Source organism: Ruegeria sp. CDSC002, assembly GCF_059610905.1.
On record NZ_JBXWOM010000004.1, the window covers coordinates 286,311 to 303,210 of the forward strand.

19 protein-coding genes are annotated in these 16,900 nt (G+C 57.0%); 10 read left to right on the forward strand and 9 right to left on the reverse strand.

The annotated features are described in order from the left end of the window. The first annotated feature begins 208 nt into the window (after positions 1-208). From dgcN to AC2FJE_RS09825, 3 genes are all read left to right on the forward strand, one after another. On the forward strand, positions 209-1,210 hold the full coding sequence (gene dgcN, locus AC2FJE_RS09815) for an N-acetyltransferase DgcN (protein ID WP_058279014.1): 1,002 nt from the start codon (positions 209-211) through the stop codon (positions 1,208-1,210). A 74-nt stretch (positions 1,211-1,284) separates the two neighbouring features. Beyond that, positions 1,285-2,250: an N-acetyl-D-Glu racemase DgcA gene (gene dgcA, locus AC2FJE_RS09820; protein WP_496755582.1), complete on the forward strand. Its 966-nt coding sequence runs from the start codon at positions 1,285-1,287 to the stop codon at positions 2,248-2,250. A gap of 11 nt (positions 2,251-2,261) precedes the next feature. Continuing rightward, complete coding sequence (locus AC2FJE_RS09825; RefSeq protein ID WP_496698448.1) at positions 2,262-3,122, forward strand: D-amino-acid transaminase; 861 nt, start codon at positions 2,262-2,264, stop codon at positions 3,120-3,122. Positions 3,123-3,165: 43 nt separating this feature from the next. Here AC2FJE_RS09825 and AC2FJE_RS09830 read toward each other — a convergent pair whose 3' ends face one another. The 3 genes from AC2FJE_RS09830 to AC2FJE_RS09840 all read right to left on the reverse strand — a co-directional run bounded on the left by AC2FJE_RS09830 (position 3,166) and on the right by AC2FJE_RS09840 (position 4,600). Then, positions 3,166-3,480, reverse strand: coding sequence for a DUF1244 domain-containing protein (locus tag AC2FJE_RS09830; protein WP_282120799.1), 315 nt, complete (start codon positions 3,478-3,480; stop codon positions 3,166-3,168). 77 nt (positions 3,481-3,557) lie between these two features. Continuing rightward, positions 3,558-3,797: a DUF6868 family protein gene (locus AC2FJE_RS09835; protein WP_282120800.1), complete on the reverse strand. Its 240-nt coding sequence runs from the start codon at positions 3,795-3,797 to the stop codon at positions 3,558-3,560. Positions 3,798-3,862: 65 nt separating this feature from the next. Beyond that, positions 3,863-4,600, reverse strand: a complete 738-nt coding sequence (locus AC2FJE_RS09840; RefSeq protein WP_496760907.1) for an N-formylglutamate amidohydrolase — start codon at positions 4,598-4,600, stop codon at positions 3,863-3,865. A gap of 132 nt (positions 4,601-4,732) precedes the next feature. Here AC2FJE_RS09840 and pyk point away from each other — a divergent pair, with 132 nt between their 5' ends. The 6 genes from pyk to AC2FJE_RS09870 all read left to right on the forward strand — a co-directional run bounded on the left by pyk (position 4,733) and on the right by AC2FJE_RS09870 (position 10,085). Then, positions 4,733-6,178, forward strand: coding sequence for a pyruvate kinase (pyk, locus tag AC2FJE_RS09845; RefSeq protein WP_058273351.1), 1,446 nt, complete (start codon positions 4,733-4,735; stop codon positions 6,176-6,178). 244 nt (positions 6,179-6,422) lie between these two features. Further along, positions 6,423-6,860 (forward strand): universal stress protein, encoded by a 438-nt coding sequence (locus AC2FJE_RS09850; protein ID WP_058279007.1) that lies wholly within the window; start codon positions 6,423-6,425, stop codon positions 6,858-6,860. Positions 6,861-6,874: 14 nt separating this feature from the next. Beyond that, a complete protein-coding gene (locus AC2FJE_RS09855; RefSeq protein ID WP_058279006.1) occupies positions 6,875-8,425 on the forward strand; it encodes an alanine/glycine:cation symporter family protein in 1,551 nt (516 codons plus the stop codon). Between the two features lie 182 nt (positions 8,426-8,607). Next, a complete protein-coding gene (rpmI, locus tag AC2FJE_RS09860; RefSeq protein ID WP_010443552.1) occupies positions 8,608-8,808 on the forward strand; it encodes a 50S ribosomal protein L35 in 201 nt (66 codons plus the stop codon). A 14-nt stretch (positions 8,809-8,822) separates the two neighbouring features. Then, entirely contained in the window at positions 8,823-9,188 is a 366-nt protein-coding gene (gene rplT, locus AC2FJE_RS09865) for a 50S ribosomal protein L20 (RefSeq protein WP_058273348.1), read from the forward strand. 186 nt (positions 9,189-9,374) lie between these two features. Beyond that, positions 9,375-10,085 carry a hypothetical protein gene (locus AC2FJE_RS09870; RefSeq protein ID WP_496760908.1) on the forward strand — a complete coding sequence of 237 codons (711 nt, stop codon included), beginning with the start codon at positions 9,375-9,377 and terminating at the stop codon, positions 10,083-10,085. A 13-nt stretch (positions 10,086-10,098) separates the two neighbouring features. On the opposite strand, the gene AC2FJE_RS09875 is transcribed toward AC2FJE_RS09870, so the two are convergent. Next, entirely contained in the window at positions 10,099-10,560 is a 462-nt protein-coding gene (locus tag AC2FJE_RS09875) for a hypothetical protein (RefSeq protein WP_282169952.1), read from the reverse strand. A 163-nt stretch (positions 10,561-10,723) separates the two neighbouring features. Continuing rightward, positions 10,724-12,121, reverse strand: a complete 1,398-nt coding sequence (locus AC2FJE_RS09880; RefSeq protein ID WP_496755580.1) for an aminotransferase family protein — start codon at positions 12,119-12,121, stop codon at positions 10,724-10,726. 218 nt (positions 12,122-12,339) lie between these two features. On the opposite strand from AC2FJE_RS09880, the gene AC2FJE_RS09885 reads away from it, so the two are divergent. After that, entirely contained in the window at positions 12,340-13,968 is a 1,629-nt protein-coding gene (locus AC2FJE_RS09885; protein WP_496755579.1) for an acyl-CoA synthetase, read from the forward strand. On the opposite strand, the gene AC2FJE_RS09890 is transcribed toward AC2FJE_RS09885, so the two are convergent. The 4 genes from AC2FJE_RS09890 to AC2FJE_RS09905 form a co-directional block, all read right to left on the reverse strand. After that, positions 13,965-14,294: a DOPA 4,5-dioxygenase family protein gene (locus AC2FJE_RS09890; RefSeq protein WP_496760909.1), complete on the reverse strand. Its 330-nt coding sequence runs from the start codon at positions 14,292-14,294 to the stop codon at positions 13,965-13,967. The genes AC2FJE_RS09885 and AC2FJE_RS09890 overlap by 4 nt on opposite strands. Before the next feature lie 87 nt (positions 14,295-14,381). Beyond that, entirely contained in the window at positions 14,382-15,020 is a 639-nt protein-coding gene (gene maiA / locus AC2FJE_RS09895; protein WP_496760910.1) for a maleylacetoacetate isomerase, read from the reverse strand. A 19-nt stretch (positions 15,021-15,039) separates the two neighbouring features. Then, positions 15,040-15,237 (reverse strand): DUF2783 domain-containing protein, encoded by a 198-nt coding sequence (locus AC2FJE_RS09900; protein WP_199913527.1) that lies wholly within the window; start codon positions 15,235-15,237, stop codon positions 15,040-15,042. A 5-nt stretch (positions 15,238-15,242) separates the two neighbouring features. After that, the gene (locus tag AC2FJE_RS09905) at positions 15,243-16,853 is read right to left on the reverse strand and encodes an FAD-dependent oxidoreductase (RefSeq protein ID WP_496755577.1); all 1,611 of its coding nucleotides are present in this window, start codon (positions 16,851-16,853) and stop codon (positions 15,243-15,245) included. Positions 16,854-16,900: the final 47 nt, after the last annotated feature.

Sequence of the window (16,900 nt, forward strand, 5' to 3'; positions counted from 1 at the left end):
GTGCGGCAATGCAATCGCAGCAATTGCCGCAATACAGGGTCAAAACAGTGATTAAAGTTTAATCGCTTTGGAAACTTGAAAGATTTGTGCGCCATTTAGGAAGAAGGCGCAAAAATTTCCCACCTGACGGGGCGTTGTCAGACGAAAACGCGAAACACTCGTGGAAATCGTCCCCTAGATTGCGCCAGAATCAAAGGAGTAAACCGCAATGATCGAGACACCGTACCTGCTGTTTTTGGGCGATGCGCCCGACCAATTGGCGGCCAAAGTTGCAATCGGCATCAAGGACTGGCGTCCTGAGAATGCCGTTGGCCAGTACCGTATGGAAGGTTGCAAGGCCGATCTGGGCCTGACCGACATGTCCCTGACCGAGGCGAAAGAAGCCGGCGCCAAGACGCTGGTTATCGGCGTTGCCAACCGTGGTGGCGTGATCAGCCAGGAATGGAAAAAGGTTCTGGTCATGGCGTTGGAGGAAGGCTTTGACCTGGCCTCTGGTCTGCACAACCTGCTATGCGACGAACCCGATCTGGTGGCTGTTGCTGAAGCCACCGGCCGCAAGCTGCACGATGTTCGCGTACCTTCGGTGGAATACCCGATTGCAAACGGCATCAAGCGCAAGGGCAAGCGCTGTCTGGCTGTTGGCACCGATTGCTCTGTCGGCAAAATGTACACGGCGATGGCGATGGATGCCGAGATGCGCGAGCGCGGCATGAAGTCGACCTTCCGCGCAACCGGTCAGACAGGCATTCTGATCACCGGGGACGGTGTGCCGCTGGATGCGGTCATTGCCGATTTCATGGCCGGTTCGGTCGAATGGCTGACGCCTGACAACGATGACGATCACTGGGATCTGATCGAAGGGCAGGGGTCGCTGTTCCACGTGTCTTATTCCGGTGTGACCATGGCGCTGATCCACGGCGGCCAGCCGGATGCGCTGATCCTGAGCCACGAGCCGACCCGCGACCATATGCGTGGTCTGCCGACCTATCAGTTGCCGACCCTGGAAGCGCTGCGCGACACGGCATTGGGTCTGGCCAAGGTTGCCAACCCGGATTGCCAGGTCGTTGGTATTTCGGTCAACACGCAGCACATGTCCGAAGAGGACGCCACCGCATATCTGGCCAAGGTTGAGGCCGATATGGGCCTGCCCGCGACTGACCCGTTCCGCTTTGGTTCGGGCAAGCTGGTGGATGCGCTGGCCGCACTGTGATCTAAGCGGCGCGTCGGAGGCGGGCTTGTCCGCCTTCGGCGAAAGTATTTTGAAAAAGATGAAGGAGCTGGCGCGTGCAGGTAGAAGTCTCTCGTGACGTGTTTCGGCTGGCGCAGGTCTTTACGATCTCGCGCGGGTCTCGGACCGAGGCCAAGGTGCTGACGGTTCGGATTTCTGACGGTACCCATCAGGGGTGGGGCGAATGCGTGCCCTATGCCAGGTATGATGAAACGCTGGACTCGGTCGAGGCCGAGATCGCAGCTTTGCCTGCCGAGTTTACCCGCGACAGCCTAATGGACTTTTTACCTGCCGGGGCGGCGCGGAATGCGGTTGATTGCGCCCTTTGGGACCTTGAGGCCAAGCGCGCAGGAAAGCGGGCCTGGGATCTGGCCGGGCTGCCGGTTCCGGGGCCAGAAATCACAGCGTATACGCTGTCGCTGGACACCCCGGAAAAGATGCAGGCGCAGGCCGCAGCCAATGCGCATCGCCCCTTGCTGAAGATCAAATTGGGCACACCGGATGACATGCCCCGGCTGGAGGCTGTGCGCGCAGGTGCACCAGATGCCACGATCATCGTCGATGCAAACGAAGGCTGGTCAGCTGCGGTCTACGCCGACCTTGCCCCGCATCTGGTGCGTTTGGGTGTGGCCCTGGTCGAGCAGCCTTTGCCCGCCGGGGAAGATGACGCCCTGATTGGAATGGAGCGCCCCGTGCCGGTGTGCGCTGATGAGTCCTGTCATGATCGCACAAGCCTTCCGGGCCTCAAGGGCAAGTACGATGTAGTCAACATCAAGCTCGACAAAACGGGCGGTCTGACTGAGGCGCTGGCCCTACGCCGGCAGGCGCTGGCTGAAGGTTATAGCGTGATGGTCGGCTGCATGGTTGGCAGCTCTCTGGCTATGGCACCTGCGACACTGTTGGCACAAGGTGTGATGGTGACAGACCTTGACGGCCCGCTTCTGCTGGCCGAAGACCGCGACAACCCGCTGATTTTTGATGATGCCGGAGTGCACCCGCCCAAAGCGGACCTCTGGGGCTGAGGAGACAAGACATGACCCGCACCGTTTTTGTAAATGGCGAATACCTGCCCGAGACCGAGGCCAAAGTGTCGATCTTTGACCGTGGTTTTCTGTTCGCAGACGCCGTTTACGAAGTCACCAGCGTTCTGGATGGCAAGCTGATCGATTTCGAAGGTCACGCCGTGCGTCTGAAGCGGTCTCTGGATGAGCTGGAGATGGCTGAGCCCTGCACCAAGGATGAGCTGCTTGAAATTCATCGCAAGTTGGTAGAGCTGAACGGCATCGAAGAAGGGCTTATCTACCTGCAGGTCAGCCGTGGATCGGATGGCGATCGCGATTTTGTATTCCCTTCTGTGGACACCAAGCCGAGCCTCGTGCTGTTCACCCAGAACAAGCCTGGCCTGGCCGATAGCCCAGCCGCCAAGAAGGGTGCTAAGATCATCTCGATCGAAGACATCCGCTGGGGCCGCCGCGACATCAAGACCGTTCAGCTGCTGTACCCGTCCATGGGTAAGATGATGGCCAAGAAGGCTGGCTGTGACGATGCGTGGTTGATAGAGGACGGTTATGTGACCGAAGGCACCAGCAACAACGCCTACTACGTCAAGGACGGCAAGATCGTCACCCGCCCACTGTCGAATGACATTCTGCACGGCATCACCCGCAAGGCCGTGCTACGCATGGCGGCCGAGGCACAGATGGAAGTCGAAGAACGCCTGTTCACCATTGATGAGGCGAAGGAAGCGGATGAGGCTTTCACCACTTCGGCCAGCGCGTTTGTCATGCCCGTGGTTGAGATTGACGGGGTTGCGCTGGGCGACGGTACACCGGGACCAATCGCCAAGCGTTTGCGGGAAATCTATTTGGACGAAAGCCGCAAGGTCGCAATCTAAAGATAAGGCCCGCCAGATTGGCGGGCCTCTTTCGTTTTGGGCGTCAGCCCTTGTTCGTTACATTCTCTTCGAACGCGACTTTGAAGGCGGCCTGTTTTTCCGCGCTGGCGTCGGTCTGGTATTTGGCTTTCCACTCATCCATGGTCATGCCGTAGAAAATTTGACGGGCTTCGTCCTTGCCCATCTGAATACCTTTTTCGTTGGCTGCTTCCTGATACCACCGCGACAGGCAGTTGCGGCAGAATCCGGCGAGATTCATCATATCGATGTTCTGCACATCGGTGCGATCCTCCATCAGATGCTGTTGCAAGCGACGGAATGCGGCGGCCTGAAGTTCTATTTCGGTTTGCTTGTCCATGGTCTGGCTCCGGATGACAGAAATACGTGCTGTAAATGACCTAGCGGCCAAAGGGCGATGTTTCAACGATCAGCGTATCAGGCCAGTTTCAATGCCAGCCAAGGAGTGATGCAGAAGATCAGTGTCAAAACCTTGTAGTTGGCCAGATACCGGAAATATGCCCGTTTCACTGCGGGGCGCTCCATCTGGAACATCTTGCCATGAATGCCTGCGATCCAATCCTGCAAGAGCAAGATCATCACCGTGGTGAACAGCAGAACCGCGATGTTAAGCACAGCCATCCAGCCAAAGACGGACGTTAGAAACTCCTGAGTCATTGTGGCCTCCTTTCCCAATAATATGGGGTCTGGGGCTGGTACTCACAATGACGTGAGGGCTTTTGTCACAAGCCGCTTTCGCCCAGTGCGTCCTGCAGGATAGGGGCTAGCCGCTCGGCCCATTCTCGCTGTCCCGCGTGTTCGGCAATCAGGTCATTGCGCAGTTCGATCAGTGCGTTGGGGCGGCCAAAACTGGTACAGTGTTTGTCAATGGCATCACCGGGCAGCACGCCGGTATAGGGTTCATTAACGCCCACGCAAAGGTCACCCTCGGCCTCTAGACGGCTGATCAACGGGCCCGAGAAACGTTCGTCCGGAGTATGCAAAACCCCAATATGCCACGGGCGGGGATCACGACCCCTTAATTGCCGCGTGAACGAGTGCATCGACACGATCACTGCATGCGGCAACGCGGCCATCTGCGCCAGCGCGTCATGATACGGGCGATAGCACATGTTCAAACGCCGCTCTCGTTCTGCCGCATCGGCGTGCCGGTTGCCGGGAATGATCGACCCGTCATAAAGCTTCATCAACAAGGTCGGATCATCCTCGCCGCGGTTCGGATCAATCACGAGGCGGGAAAAATTGGCTGCGATCACGGGCGCATTCAAAAGCTCACCCAGATGCTTTGACACCTCGTAGGCACCTACATCATAAGCGATGTGGCGTTCCATATCTTCACGAGGCAGGCCAAGGTCGCCACCGTGGATGTCGGGCGGAACCAAGTTGGATGCGTGGTCGCATGTGATCAGCCAACGCGAGGGCCGATCCGCGCCGTGGATAAAAAACGGGGAATACGTCATAAGCCTGTCATCTAGTTTGTCGCAGGTTTAGGGCAGTTGCTTTGAAAAGGGAATTGCGCAATAAGCAGGCGGAGCAATGTTTGCGGTAACATTTGCGCAGAATCAAGAGAAGACGTTAGGAGAGCCAGACCAATGCGACGCCTGAGAAATGTGAAAATCGTGGCGACGCTGGGACCGGCGTCAAATGACTATGACATGATCCGCGCGCTGTACGAGGCAGGCGCAGACGTCTTCCGCCTGAATATGAGCCACGGCAGCCATGATGAGATCCGCGAACGCCACCGGATCATCCGACAGATCGAAAAAGACTTGGACCGGCCAATCGCAATTCTGGCCGACCTTCAAGGACCCAAGTTGCGTGTCGGGGTGTTCGCCAACGACGCAGAAGAACTTGAAGAAGGCGCGGCCTTCCGTCTGGATCTGGACCCTGCGCCCGGAGATATCAACCGCGTTTGCCTGCCGCATCCCGAGATTTTTGCCGCGTTGGAGCAGGGTGCGCGGCTTCTGGTCAACGACGGCAAAATCCGTCTGACCGTGCAGGACTGTGGCCAGGATTTTGCCAATTGCACCGTTGAGGTCGGCGGTACGATCTCGAACCGCAAAGGTGTGAACGTTCCTGATGTGGTGCTGCCACTGGCAGCTCTGTCTGCCAAGGATCGCGACGACCTGGAATTTGTCTGCCAACTGGGTGTGGATTGGCTGGCACTGAGCTTTGTGCAGCGTGCCAAGGATGTGTTTGAAGCGCGCGCGCTGGCCGACGGTCGCGCCTCGATCCTGTCCAAGATCGAAAAGCCTGCAGCGGTCGAGGCATTCGACGACATTCTGGATGCCTCTGACGGGATTATGGTCGCGCGCGGCGATCTGGGTGTTGAGCTTCCTGTGTCGGCGGTGCCGCCGATCCAGAAGCGATTGGTGCGCAAATGCCGTGGGGCGGCTAAGCCTGTGATCGTGGCCACTCAGATGCTGGAAAGCATGATCGAAAGCCCGATGCCAACCCGGGCCGAAGTTTCGGACGTGGCGACAGCAATCTACGAAGGCACGGATGCGATCATGCTCAGCGCGGAATCCGCTGCGGGTACGTACCCAATCGAGGCCGTGCAAACCATGAACAAGGTTGCGATCGAGGTCGAAGCGGACCCGACCTACACGCAGATTATCGCAGCGTCCCGGACGGCAAAGGGGACCACTATTGCCGATGGTATCGTTGCCGCCGCGCGTGAGATTGCAGAAAAAACAGATATCAAGGCGATTTGCTGTTTTACCCAAAGCGGCACCACCGCGCTGCTGACCGCCCGCGAACGTCCAGGCGTTCCGATCATCGCGATGACGCCAGCCACCGGAACCGCGCGACGTCTGTGTCTGAGCTGGGGCTGTCATTGCGTGATGACGCCCGAGCTTGAGCGGTTCAAAGGCGCTGTGGTCAACGCGGCCCGTGCGGCCCGTGCCGGTGGGTTCGCATCCGAAGCCGATCAGATCGTAGTGACTGCCGGTGTGCCTTTCAACGTCCCGGGAACGACCAATATTTTGCGTATCGCGCCTTGCGATGAACGGCTGATCTACAACACTGATCCCGGGTGACAGTTGCGATGCAGGGCCTTGAAAGGCTGGTATCAAACCGATACGCCTAAATTTTAGGCGGAAAAAGTATATAAATTTCAATGACATGCCGAAATAACGGGTGTATTTGGAAGATAACTCTCTGTTTTTGAGGGTTTTTCCGGGATACTCGGGCGCATGGGCGGTCCACTTAATAAGTTCCAGGTTCCGGCTGCCCTGCCGGGGGCACGGGTCCCGGCATAACCAAAATTATTGGAGGAACGTTATGACAACGAAAATTGTCATTGGACTGGACGGGACAGAAACCGGAGAACACGCCATCGCCTTTGCCAAAGATCTGGCTGGCCGAATTGGTACGTGTGAATTGCTGGTTGTTTATGTCATCGAATGGTCCCCATTTACTTTTCAAACCCCTGAAGAGAACGCATTGCGGCACAAGCGGCGAGAAGAAGAAATCGAACTTGCGACGAACCGGATTGTTACCCCGGCTGTCGAAGCCCTGACCGCAGATGGTTACACAGTGCAGGGCATCGTGCGTCATGGCGACGTGGCTGAAACTCTGAACGCAATCACCGTCGAGAATGGCGGTTCGCAGATCATCGTCGGGCGCGCCTCGGCCGATGGGTTCAAGAAACGCTTGTTTGGCAGCTCGACCCAAAATCTGGTCATGCACGCCGATGTGCCAGTCACTGTTGTGAACTGACGGGAGGGATGAGAATGACTATGTTGAAACATCTCTGGCTGGCTGTAATTGCCGCCTTGATCGCCGCACCGGCAATGGCGCAAGACGCGCCTGGACTGGACGACAAGATCAATCAGGCATTTGCCGATTTCACCGGGCCATTTGTCAGCTTTATCTTTGCTCCGTTCCCGGGAACCAGTTTCCCGTGGATCGTGGGTTGGTTGGTCGTCGCGGCGACTGTCTTTACGCTGTACTTTGCCTTTGTACAGCTCAGGTTCTTTGGCCATGCGATCAGCCTTGTCAAAGGTGACTACTCCGACCCCAACGATGCGGGTGAGGTCAGCCACTTTCAGGCTCTGGCCACGGCGCTGTCGGGTACGGTTGGCCTAGGAAACATCGCCGGTGTGGCGGTTGCTGTCGGAATTGGCGGACCGGGTGCCACCTTCTGGATGATTGTCGCGGGCCTTCTGGGCATGGCGTCGAAATTCACCGAATGTACGTTGGGCGTGAAATACCGCAACGAATACGAGGATGGCACCGTTTCCGGTGGCCCGATGTATTATATGTCCAAGGGCTTTGACGAGCTTGGCTTGCCTGGAGGCAAGATTCTGGCCGTCCTGTTCTCGATCTTCTGTATTCTGGGCGCGCTGGGCGGGGGCAATATGTTCCAGGCCAATCAGGCGCATCAACAGATCGCGGGTATCACGGGCGACTATCCCGGATGGATCACAGGGGTTGTCTTTGCAATCATCGTGTTCCTTGTCATTGTGGGTGGACTGAAGTCCATCGCACGGGTGACCGAAAAGGTCGTTCCATTCATGGGCATCCTGTATGTGGCTGCTGCGTTGGTGATCATCATCATGAATGCTGATCAAATCGGCTGGGCGTTCGGCCAGATTTTCGCAGGTGCCTTCACCGGCCTCGGCGTTGCTGGTGGTATGGTCGGGGCGCTGATCCAAGGCTTCCGTCGTGCTGCGTTCTCGAACGAAGCGGGCGTGGGTTCTGCAGCGATCGCACACTCGGCGGTTCGGACCAAAGAGCCGATCACCGAAGGGTTCGTCTCGTTGCTTGAGCCGTTCATCGACACGGTTGTGATCTGTACGATGACTGCGCTGGTGATCATCATCACCCAGCAGCTGATCGTCGATCCGGAAACCGGCAATTACATGCTGAACGAAGCGGGTAATGCCATTGCGACTGTTGATGGCAACTCGGGCGTCAGCCTGACCTCGGCGGCCTTTGGAAGTGCCTTCAGCTGGTTCCCATATGTACTGGCGATTGCGGTGGTCTTGTTTGCCTTCTCAACCATGATCAGCTGGTCCTACTATGGCCTCAAGGCCTGGACTTATCTGTTCGGGGAAGGCCACGCCAAGGAGCTGGTGTTCAAGGTCATCTTCTGCATCTTCGTTGTTATCGGCGCGGCGGCCAATCTTGGCCCTGTCATCGACTTCTCGGATGCGGCAATCTTTGCGATGGCGGTCGTGAACGTGTTTGCGCTCTACTTCCTGATGAAGGTGGTGCGTGAAGAACTGGCCAGCTATGCGAGTCGACTAAAGACTGGCGAAATCCGCAAATTCGAACACTAAATCAAACCACCGGGGCGGCCTTTGTCGCCCCGGTGCCTGATCAGCCTGTAAAAAGCGCAGATTCTGGTCCAAACCCCCTTGCCAGTATAGTCGAACTTGCGTAAACGGCGCTTCTGATCGCGTGACCGGCCGAGATGGCATGCCGAGTCGCGTCTGAAACCGAACCCCGAAAGGAGACGGAAATGCCTAAGATGAAGACAAAGTCGAGCGCCAAAAAGCGCTTTAAGGTGACTGCGACCGGTAAGGTCCTTGCTGGCCAGGCCGGCAAACGTCACGGCATGATCAAGCGGACCAAGAAATTCATCCGCGACGCCCGTGGCAACACCACCCTGTCCGCCCCCGACGCCAAGATCGTCAAGGGCTACATGCCCTACGACCGCTAAGAGGAGATTAAGAGATGTCCCGCGTTAAAGGTGGAACCGTAACTCACGCCCGTCACAAGAAGGTTATCAAGGCCGCCAAAGGTTACTATGGCCGCCGCAAGAGCACCTTCAAGGTTGCCCGTCAGGCCGTCGACAAGGCCAACCAGTATGCAACCCGCGACCGTAAGAACCGCAAGCGCAACTTCCGCGCACTGTGGATCCAGCGTATCAACGCTGCTGTCCGTTCGCATGACGAAGCACTGACATATTCCCGCTTCATCAACGGCCTGACCCTGGCCGGTATCGAAGTGGATCGTAAAGTTCTGGCCGACCTGGCCGTGCACGAACCGGAAGCGTTCGGCACGATCGTCGCCAAAGCTCAGGCCGCTCTGGCTGCCTGATCCTCTCTTAGCAGAGACAGTGAATGAAGGGCCGTCCCGTTTGGGGCGGCCTTTTTTTGATTGAAAAAGAATTAGTTCGAGGCAGTTCAAAAAAACCGAGGTAAGGGAAACCGGTCTGGCCAAAACAGCTTATAGATGCAAGGTTTCCAAAATAACTCTTAATGGTTGAGTTTGGGATTTAGACAAATGGCCTTTATCAAAGAGTTAGCAAAGATTGCCTTCGCGGTTTCGACGGTGTTCGTCAGTTTTTCCACGGAGGGAAAATCACAGGTTCAGGAAATTGATGCCGTTGCACCTGCCACCATCAACGAATCCTTTGATGGAGAGGATCAATCTCTGATGTTGGGCGGTCAGATTTTCTTTAATCCGACGAAATCGCAGTGGGTGATCTATGTCTCTGATGGCGATCTTGTGCTGGAGAACCGAAAGAACCCACAAAGCCTTCATTACAACGATATCGCCTGGGCCAAGTTTCCAGACGCGGAATCCGTTGAAGCAACTCAGAACCTTCTGATTTCTGCAGTTGTTGAAAGTCAGAACGACGCGCATGGTGGCGCGGGTATTCTTGTTGGCAGTGGTAAGTCAGGCCTTTATCTGGCGTTCACTGTTGATGGGCAGGGGCGTTTTCATGTCCTCAAAAAAGACGGCCGCCAACTACGGACTGTGCATAGTGCAAAGCATGAGGCGATCAAAACGGATGGCCCAAATCAACTTAGTTTTCAGGTGCGCGGTGCGCATGTCTTGTTTTTTGCCAATGGCGCAAAGGTTATCCAGGTTCCCTTTTCGAAAAGGGCGGTAAGCTCCCGCAACTCGGATGGCGGTACAGGCATTGGTCTGGCAGCTTTTGGGACCGGTACATTCCGCTTTGAAGAAGTCGAAATATCACGGCCCAATTAAGACACGATAAACACTACTTATCTTCGTTTTTCTTCACCAACTGCGCCGCAAAGGACACGCCCGTTCCCGGCCCGGCATAGGTGACCATGATCACGTCATCCAAATAGACTCCGTTGAATATCCCGGCTGACACATCGTCGCCCGAAATCCCGGCCTCGGCCAGAACAAAGCGGGTGGGCTCGTCCAAAGAAAAGGTGCCCATAGCCTCTTCTACGATCCAATCGGTGTCGCCGATCCGACGCCAGCGATTGGTGGCGGTGATTAGGTTGCCGTCCAGCTTGGTGATCTCCAGCTCCATCTCGGTCTTCAGCAAGCCTTTTGCGTGGTTCGGGTTCGATTTGGCAAAGCCCACCAGATAGGTGCCGTGCCAGGTGCCGACGATCTGGGGAAAGCCGCTGCCTTCATCGGCGCTGGAAGGGGTGGCGACCGCAAGGATGGCCACGGCGGCGAGGCTTCGGATGAGCTTGAGTACCATTGGACACGTCTCCTGCATGGGGTGTGATAACCACAGGGTACTTGAGTTGGCGCATTTGACAAACCCGCGTGTGTAAACACAAAAAAACCGGCGCGGTGGTCGCGCCGGTCTAAGTTCATCTGCCGTGATTGCATGAGTGATGGCAGATATATTCCAGTTAGGTTCAGCCGAATACACGACCCAGTGCGCCGTCGACCGCATCAGTGATCTGGTCGATGTCGTCTGCGGTTGCAATCAGTGCAGGCGAGAAGCACAGCGTGTTGTTGCGACTGGGGATCGAACGGTTGGTGGCCCCGATGATGACGCCCTGCGCCATACAGTCGGCAACAACCGCCTGAACCTTTTTCTCGTCCATGGGCTCTTTGGTGGCCCGGTCGGAAACCAGTTCGGCACCCAGGAACAGACCCTTGCCGCGCACGTCGCCGATAACTTCGTGCTTATCCATCAGCGCCTGCAGGTTGCCCAACATCCGGTCGCCCATATCAATGCAATTCCGCAGCAGGTTCTCGTCTTCGATAATGCGCATGTTTTCGATTGCCGCAGCTGGACCGGCGGTGCAGCCACCAAAAGTCGAGATGTCGCGGAAATAGCTCATCGGGTCCGACATGTCGTCTTTGAACATGTCAAAGACTTCCTCGGTGGTGACCATCACGGCAATCGCCGCATAGCCCGAGGCAACGCCTTTGGCCATGGTCACGAAGTCCGGCTTGATCCCGTACTGCTGATAACCGAACCAGGTGCCGGTACGGCCCACGCCGCAGACAACTTCGTCAATATGCAGCAGGATGTCGTACTTTTTGCAGATTTCCTGCACGCGTTCCCAGTAACCTTCGGGCGCTTCGATGACGCCACCACCGGCGGTCACAGGCTCAAGGCACAGCGCACCAACGGTTTCGGGGCCTTCGCGCAGGATCACCTCTTCGATGGCGTCCGCGGCTGCTTTGCCGAATGCCTCGCCGGACAGCTCTTCCAAGCCCAGCTCGTGCTTGCGGTATTCCATGCAATGCGGAACGCGGACAAAGTCTGGTGCGAACGGGCCGTACTGCGCCGTACGCTCGTCCTGACCGCCTGCAGACATGGTAGCCAGGGTCGAGCCGTGGTAGTCGCGGTCACGGTACAGGATCTTGGTTTTTTTGCCGCCATAGCGCTTGTGCGCGATCTGGCGAACCATCTTGAACGCCTTCTCGTTCGCTTCGGAGCCGGAGTTGGTGTAATAAACGCGGCTCATGCCCGGCATTTTGCTGATCAGCTTTTCAGCAAAGATCGAACCGGGGATAGACCCTGCGGTATTGGCGAAATAGCACAGCTTCATCAGCTGGTCGTGAACCGCCTTACAGATCGATTCGCGGCCATAGCCGACGTTAACGGTCCAGACGCCACCGGACACGGCATCCAGATGCTCTTTGCCGTTCTGGTCCCAGACACGCATGCCTTTGCCTTCGACAATGATCTTCGGATCGTTGCTTTCCAATGGCTTATGCTGCAGCAGGTGGTGCCAGATATGGGCGCGGTCGGCTTCGACCACGTGCGAGAGATCGTTTTCGTTGAACGTGCCGTCCATGACATGTCCTTTCAGAATGGCTGGGGCGCGGGCGGCGAAAAGGGCCGTCCCGGCTTTGTGTTTTCGATGGCTCAGATCACCGCGAAAGCTCTGTCGGAGATAGGGCCAGATTGCACCATCCCGTAAATCCAGTCCATGGCCACGGCGTATTATTACGGGTTTGTCAGAGGAACGACTTTGTGCTCAATTCGCCAGAACCGCAGAGGGAGGGTCAGCAAATGACACAAGCCAGCATCTACGAGCGTCATTTGGACAAATGCCGGGCAAACTATACGCCGTTGTCACCGCTGAGTTTTATCGAGCGGACAGCGCACATTTACCCGGATTATCCTTCCGTGGTTTACGGCGCGCGTCGCTATACATGGGCTGAAACCTATGCCCGCTGCCGCCGGCTGGCAGGCGCATTGTCCGCCCGCGGAATCAGCACGGGCGACACGGTTTCAGTCATCGCGGCCAACATTCCGGAAATGTATGAGGCGCATTTTGGCGTGCCGATGGCAGGTGCTGTTCTGAATGCCATCAACACTCGATTGGACGCACCGATCATTGCCTTCATTTTGAATCACGCGGAATCCAAAGTCCTTCTGGTCGATCCCGAGTTCTCAGGCGTGGTCAAAGAGGCGCTGAAACAGGTGGATCACGATGTACTGATCGTCGATATCGAGGACCCGAGCTTTGACGGTGGTGAGAAGCTCGGCGGCCTGACCTATGACGCCTTACTGGCCGAGGGCGACCCTGAATTCAACTGGTCCTTACCCAAAGATGAGTGGGACGCGATCACGTTGAACTATACCTCGGGGACAACAGGCAATCCCAAGGGCGTCGTGTATCACCACCGGGGCGCTGCGCTGAACGCGCAGTCGGACCTGCTGGACTGGAACATGCCAAAGCATTCGGTCTATTTGTGGACCCTGCCAATGTTCCACTGCAACGGCTGGTGTTTTCCTTGGGCGATGGCCGCGAATGCGGGTGTTTCGGTCTGTCTGCGGGCCGTGCGGGACGAACCGATTTATGCCGCATTCCGGGATGAGAAAGTAACACATTTCTGCGGAGCACCGATTGTTCTTAACATGCTGGCCAATGCGCCCGACCACCTCAAGGATTTCGATCATGAGATCAAGGTGATGACCGCTGGCGCGCCGCCGCCCGCCGCGGTGATCGAAAGTATGGAAAACATGGGCGTCGAGGTTACCCATGTCTATGGATTGACTGAGACTTATGGTCCGTCAGTTGTCTGCGCCTGGAAAGACGAGTGGAACGACAAGGGGGCCGAAGACCGCGCCGCGCTGAAGATCCGTCAGGGTGTGCGCTATACGGCTCTGTCGGGGCTGATGGTTGCGGATCCGGACACGCTGGAACCTGTGCCCTCTGATGGCGAGACGATGGGTGAGATTTTCATGCAGGGCAACGTCGTCATGAAAGGCTATCTGAAGAACGCCGACGCCACGGACAAGGCGTTCCGGGGTGGATGGTTTGCCTCGGGTGATCTGGGGGTGATGCATCCGGACGGCTACATCGCGCTTAAGGACCGGTCCAAGGACATCATCATTTCAGGTGGCGAGAATATTTCGTCGGTCGAGGTTGAGGATATCCTTTACAAACACCCGGCCGTTATGGAGGCAGCCGTGGTCGCGCGCCCGGACGACAAGTGGGGTGAAACACCCTGTGCGTTCATCGAACTTAAGCCAAACGCGCAGGCGAATGAGGCTGATATCATCGCATTCTGCCGCGATAATATGGCCCATTTCAAAGCACCAAAGACGGTAGTGTTCGGACCTTTGCCCAAAACCTCGACCGGAAAGATACAAAAATTCAAACTGCGGGATCAGGCGCGGGCGCTGACCTAAACGCCGATCCTGTCAAAGATCGACAGGTCCAGATCCAACATTTCGCCCATCCAGATCGCCCGGTCCCGGTGGTCCGCCAGGTGATCTCCGGTTTCTGGGTGGGTGAAGATGGTCAGGCCCTGTCGGTTCAGCATTAGCCAAGGCATGACTTGATCGACAAAGCCCAGCTGGCAGCTCCATCGCGGGTGGGGGCCTACATTTTTGGCATGCATGCGCCCCATCTGAACAGGAAACAGGCCGGCGACCTCTTCACAGACCTGCTGGGCAATGGCTTGCGTATTTGCGTCGTAATAGACATGGGCGTGATAGCCGGTGATCTCTGACATTGGGACCTCTTGCATACGTTTCGAACAAGGTACGGCGCTGCAATTGATATTGCCACTTGCGCCGTCACACAGGCTCTGTGCGCCAGGTCAATCGGGTGCGTGGAGATCTGGGTGGGCTGCGGCAAAGGCGGGATTTTCGGCACAAGCGGCCTCGACGCCTAGACTCCGCGGCAAGTCCGATAGCTCCACGTCCCAACGGCGCGCATTATACATTTGCGGGACCAGACAAACATCGGCCAGTCCGGGCTTGGTCCCGGTGCAATAGGGCGCTTGTTCGAAACCCTCGAGAAGCGCCTCAAAAGCCAGTAGGCCAGGGCGAATGAAATGGCGCATCCAGTTGCCGGGCATCCCGTCAGCACCATCACTCAGCGCGGCCGCATACTGCGCGACGGACAAGTTGCAGACCGGATGCACATCAACCGCGATGGATTGCGCCAAAGCCAGCGCATGCGCCCGGGCCGCCGGTTCCGGAGGCAACAGTCCAAGGCCGCGCGTTTGGTCAAGATAGTCGATAATAGCCAGAGATTGCGTCAACCGCAGCCCGTCAATCTCGAGCACGGGGACCAACCCTTGTGGATTACGCGCCAAGTGGTTGCCGGACCTTTGTTCGCCCGCTGCCAGATCAATTGAAGCGGCGCGATAGCTGATCCCAGCCAGTTTCAGTGCGATGCGCACCCTGTAACTGGCCGAAGACCGCCAAAAGTCATACAGCACCACGCCGCTCATCATCGATCTCCTCAGTTCGTCAGGTGTCCTTCAGCGTGGCGGCTATCAGGGCGCTAGACAATACATTTGCGTTCCCAATGTGATTGGCCAGGACCAGAACCAGACGTGCATTCAGGGCGTCACTGTCGGCTTTGACCAGCCCATCATGCGCCGCCACCAGATCGGCATAGAAACCGTCGGCATTTTCCAGATTGGGGGAAAGGATCAGATCGGTCATTTCGCTCACTCCTTACCTGTTGCCCGGCGGATCGCCTGCCGGAATGCGTTTTCTTCGAACGTGTCGCGGCGCGCGGCGACGTGCTGGTCAGGTCGGATCAGATAAACCGCACCCGGGGCATCGCCCAGATACCTGCGCTTCAACTCCAAAGTCAGGTCATCCTTGACCGAGAGAGCCAGTCGCGTGGCCGTAACGCCGCCTTCTTCTAGACTGTCAGGAGCGTCCGCATCTATAGTCAACAAAGTGAATTTCCCGGCCAACTTGGGCAGCAGAAATTCCTCGCCCAATGGCGCGTCCGGGCAGGCGGAACCGGGGCGCGTGATCTCTGGCCCGGTCAGAGCATCCGCAGAACTCAGCGATGATCCGGAATATGCGCATGGTGTGCTCAAACGACCGGAATTGACCAACGGGCGCGCAAACGCGTAGTGCTCGCTGAGGTCCAAAACCGCATCCCGCAAAAGACGCGACATATCGGATTTGGGCGTGATAAATTCCGTCGATAGGGTGGACATGCGAATGTTCTCATCCGCTGCTTCGACCCGCTCGCGGTTATAGCTTTCCAGCAAAAGCTCGGGGGCTTCGCCGTCTATAACCATCTTTAGCTTCCAGCACAGGTTGTCTGTGTCCTGCAGACCAGAGTTGGCCCCGCGCGCGCCAAAGGGACTGACCTGATGAGCGCTGTCGCCAGCAAACAAAACGCGACCATGACGGAACCGCTCCATCCGACGGCATTGGAACGTGTAGATCGAGACCCATTCAAGTTCGAAATTGATCTCTTCGCCCAGCATCGCCTTGAGCCGGGGGATCACGTTTTCCGGTTGTTTTTCCTGTACAGGGTCGATGTCCCTGCCCAGTTGCAGGTCGATCCGCCACACGTTGTCGGGTTGTTTGTGCAGTAGCGCAGACTGTCCGCGATTGAACGGCGGGTCGAACCAGAACCAGCGTTCGGTCGGGAAGTCCGCCTGCATCACCACGTCAGCGATCAGGAAGTTGTCTTCGAATACGCGGCCTTCGAAATCCAGGCCGAGCATGCGGCGGGTAGGCGAGTTTGCACCGTCACAGGCAATCAGCCAATCCGCCTCAACGTTATAGGGGCCTTCGGGAGTTTCGACTTCAAGCTTGACGTGATCGTTGTGCGTACCGACGGCTTCGACCTTGTTCTGGCCGCGAATTTCAATCGGCGCGCCATCGGCCTGCAATTCCCGTACCCGTTCAACAAGCGCTTTTTCAAAATAGTATTGTTGCAGATTGATGAAGGCGGGGTGCGCATAGCCCGCGTCGGGTTGCAGGTGAAACTCATAGACCTGACGGTTGTCAAAAAAGACTTTGCCGGCATCCCACAGCACGCCTTTATCGACCAACTTACCCCCGGCGCCCAGACGGTCGGCGATTTCCAGAGAGCGCTGTGAAAAGCAGATCGCGCGGCTACCAAAGCTAACCTTGTCATTGTCGTCCAGCACGACGACAGGGACCCCTTTCTGGGCCAGGTCAATGGCTGCGGCCAACCCAACCGGGCCGGCACCAATCACGATAACCTTGTGTCGTACCGAGCTTGCCGTGTCCTGATCCGGGCTGCGTTGATAGGCATAGAGTGGAACTTCGAAAATCTTGTTCATGGGCTCTCCCCCGATACTCAGGCGCCGTGGGCGCAATAGATCCCGCC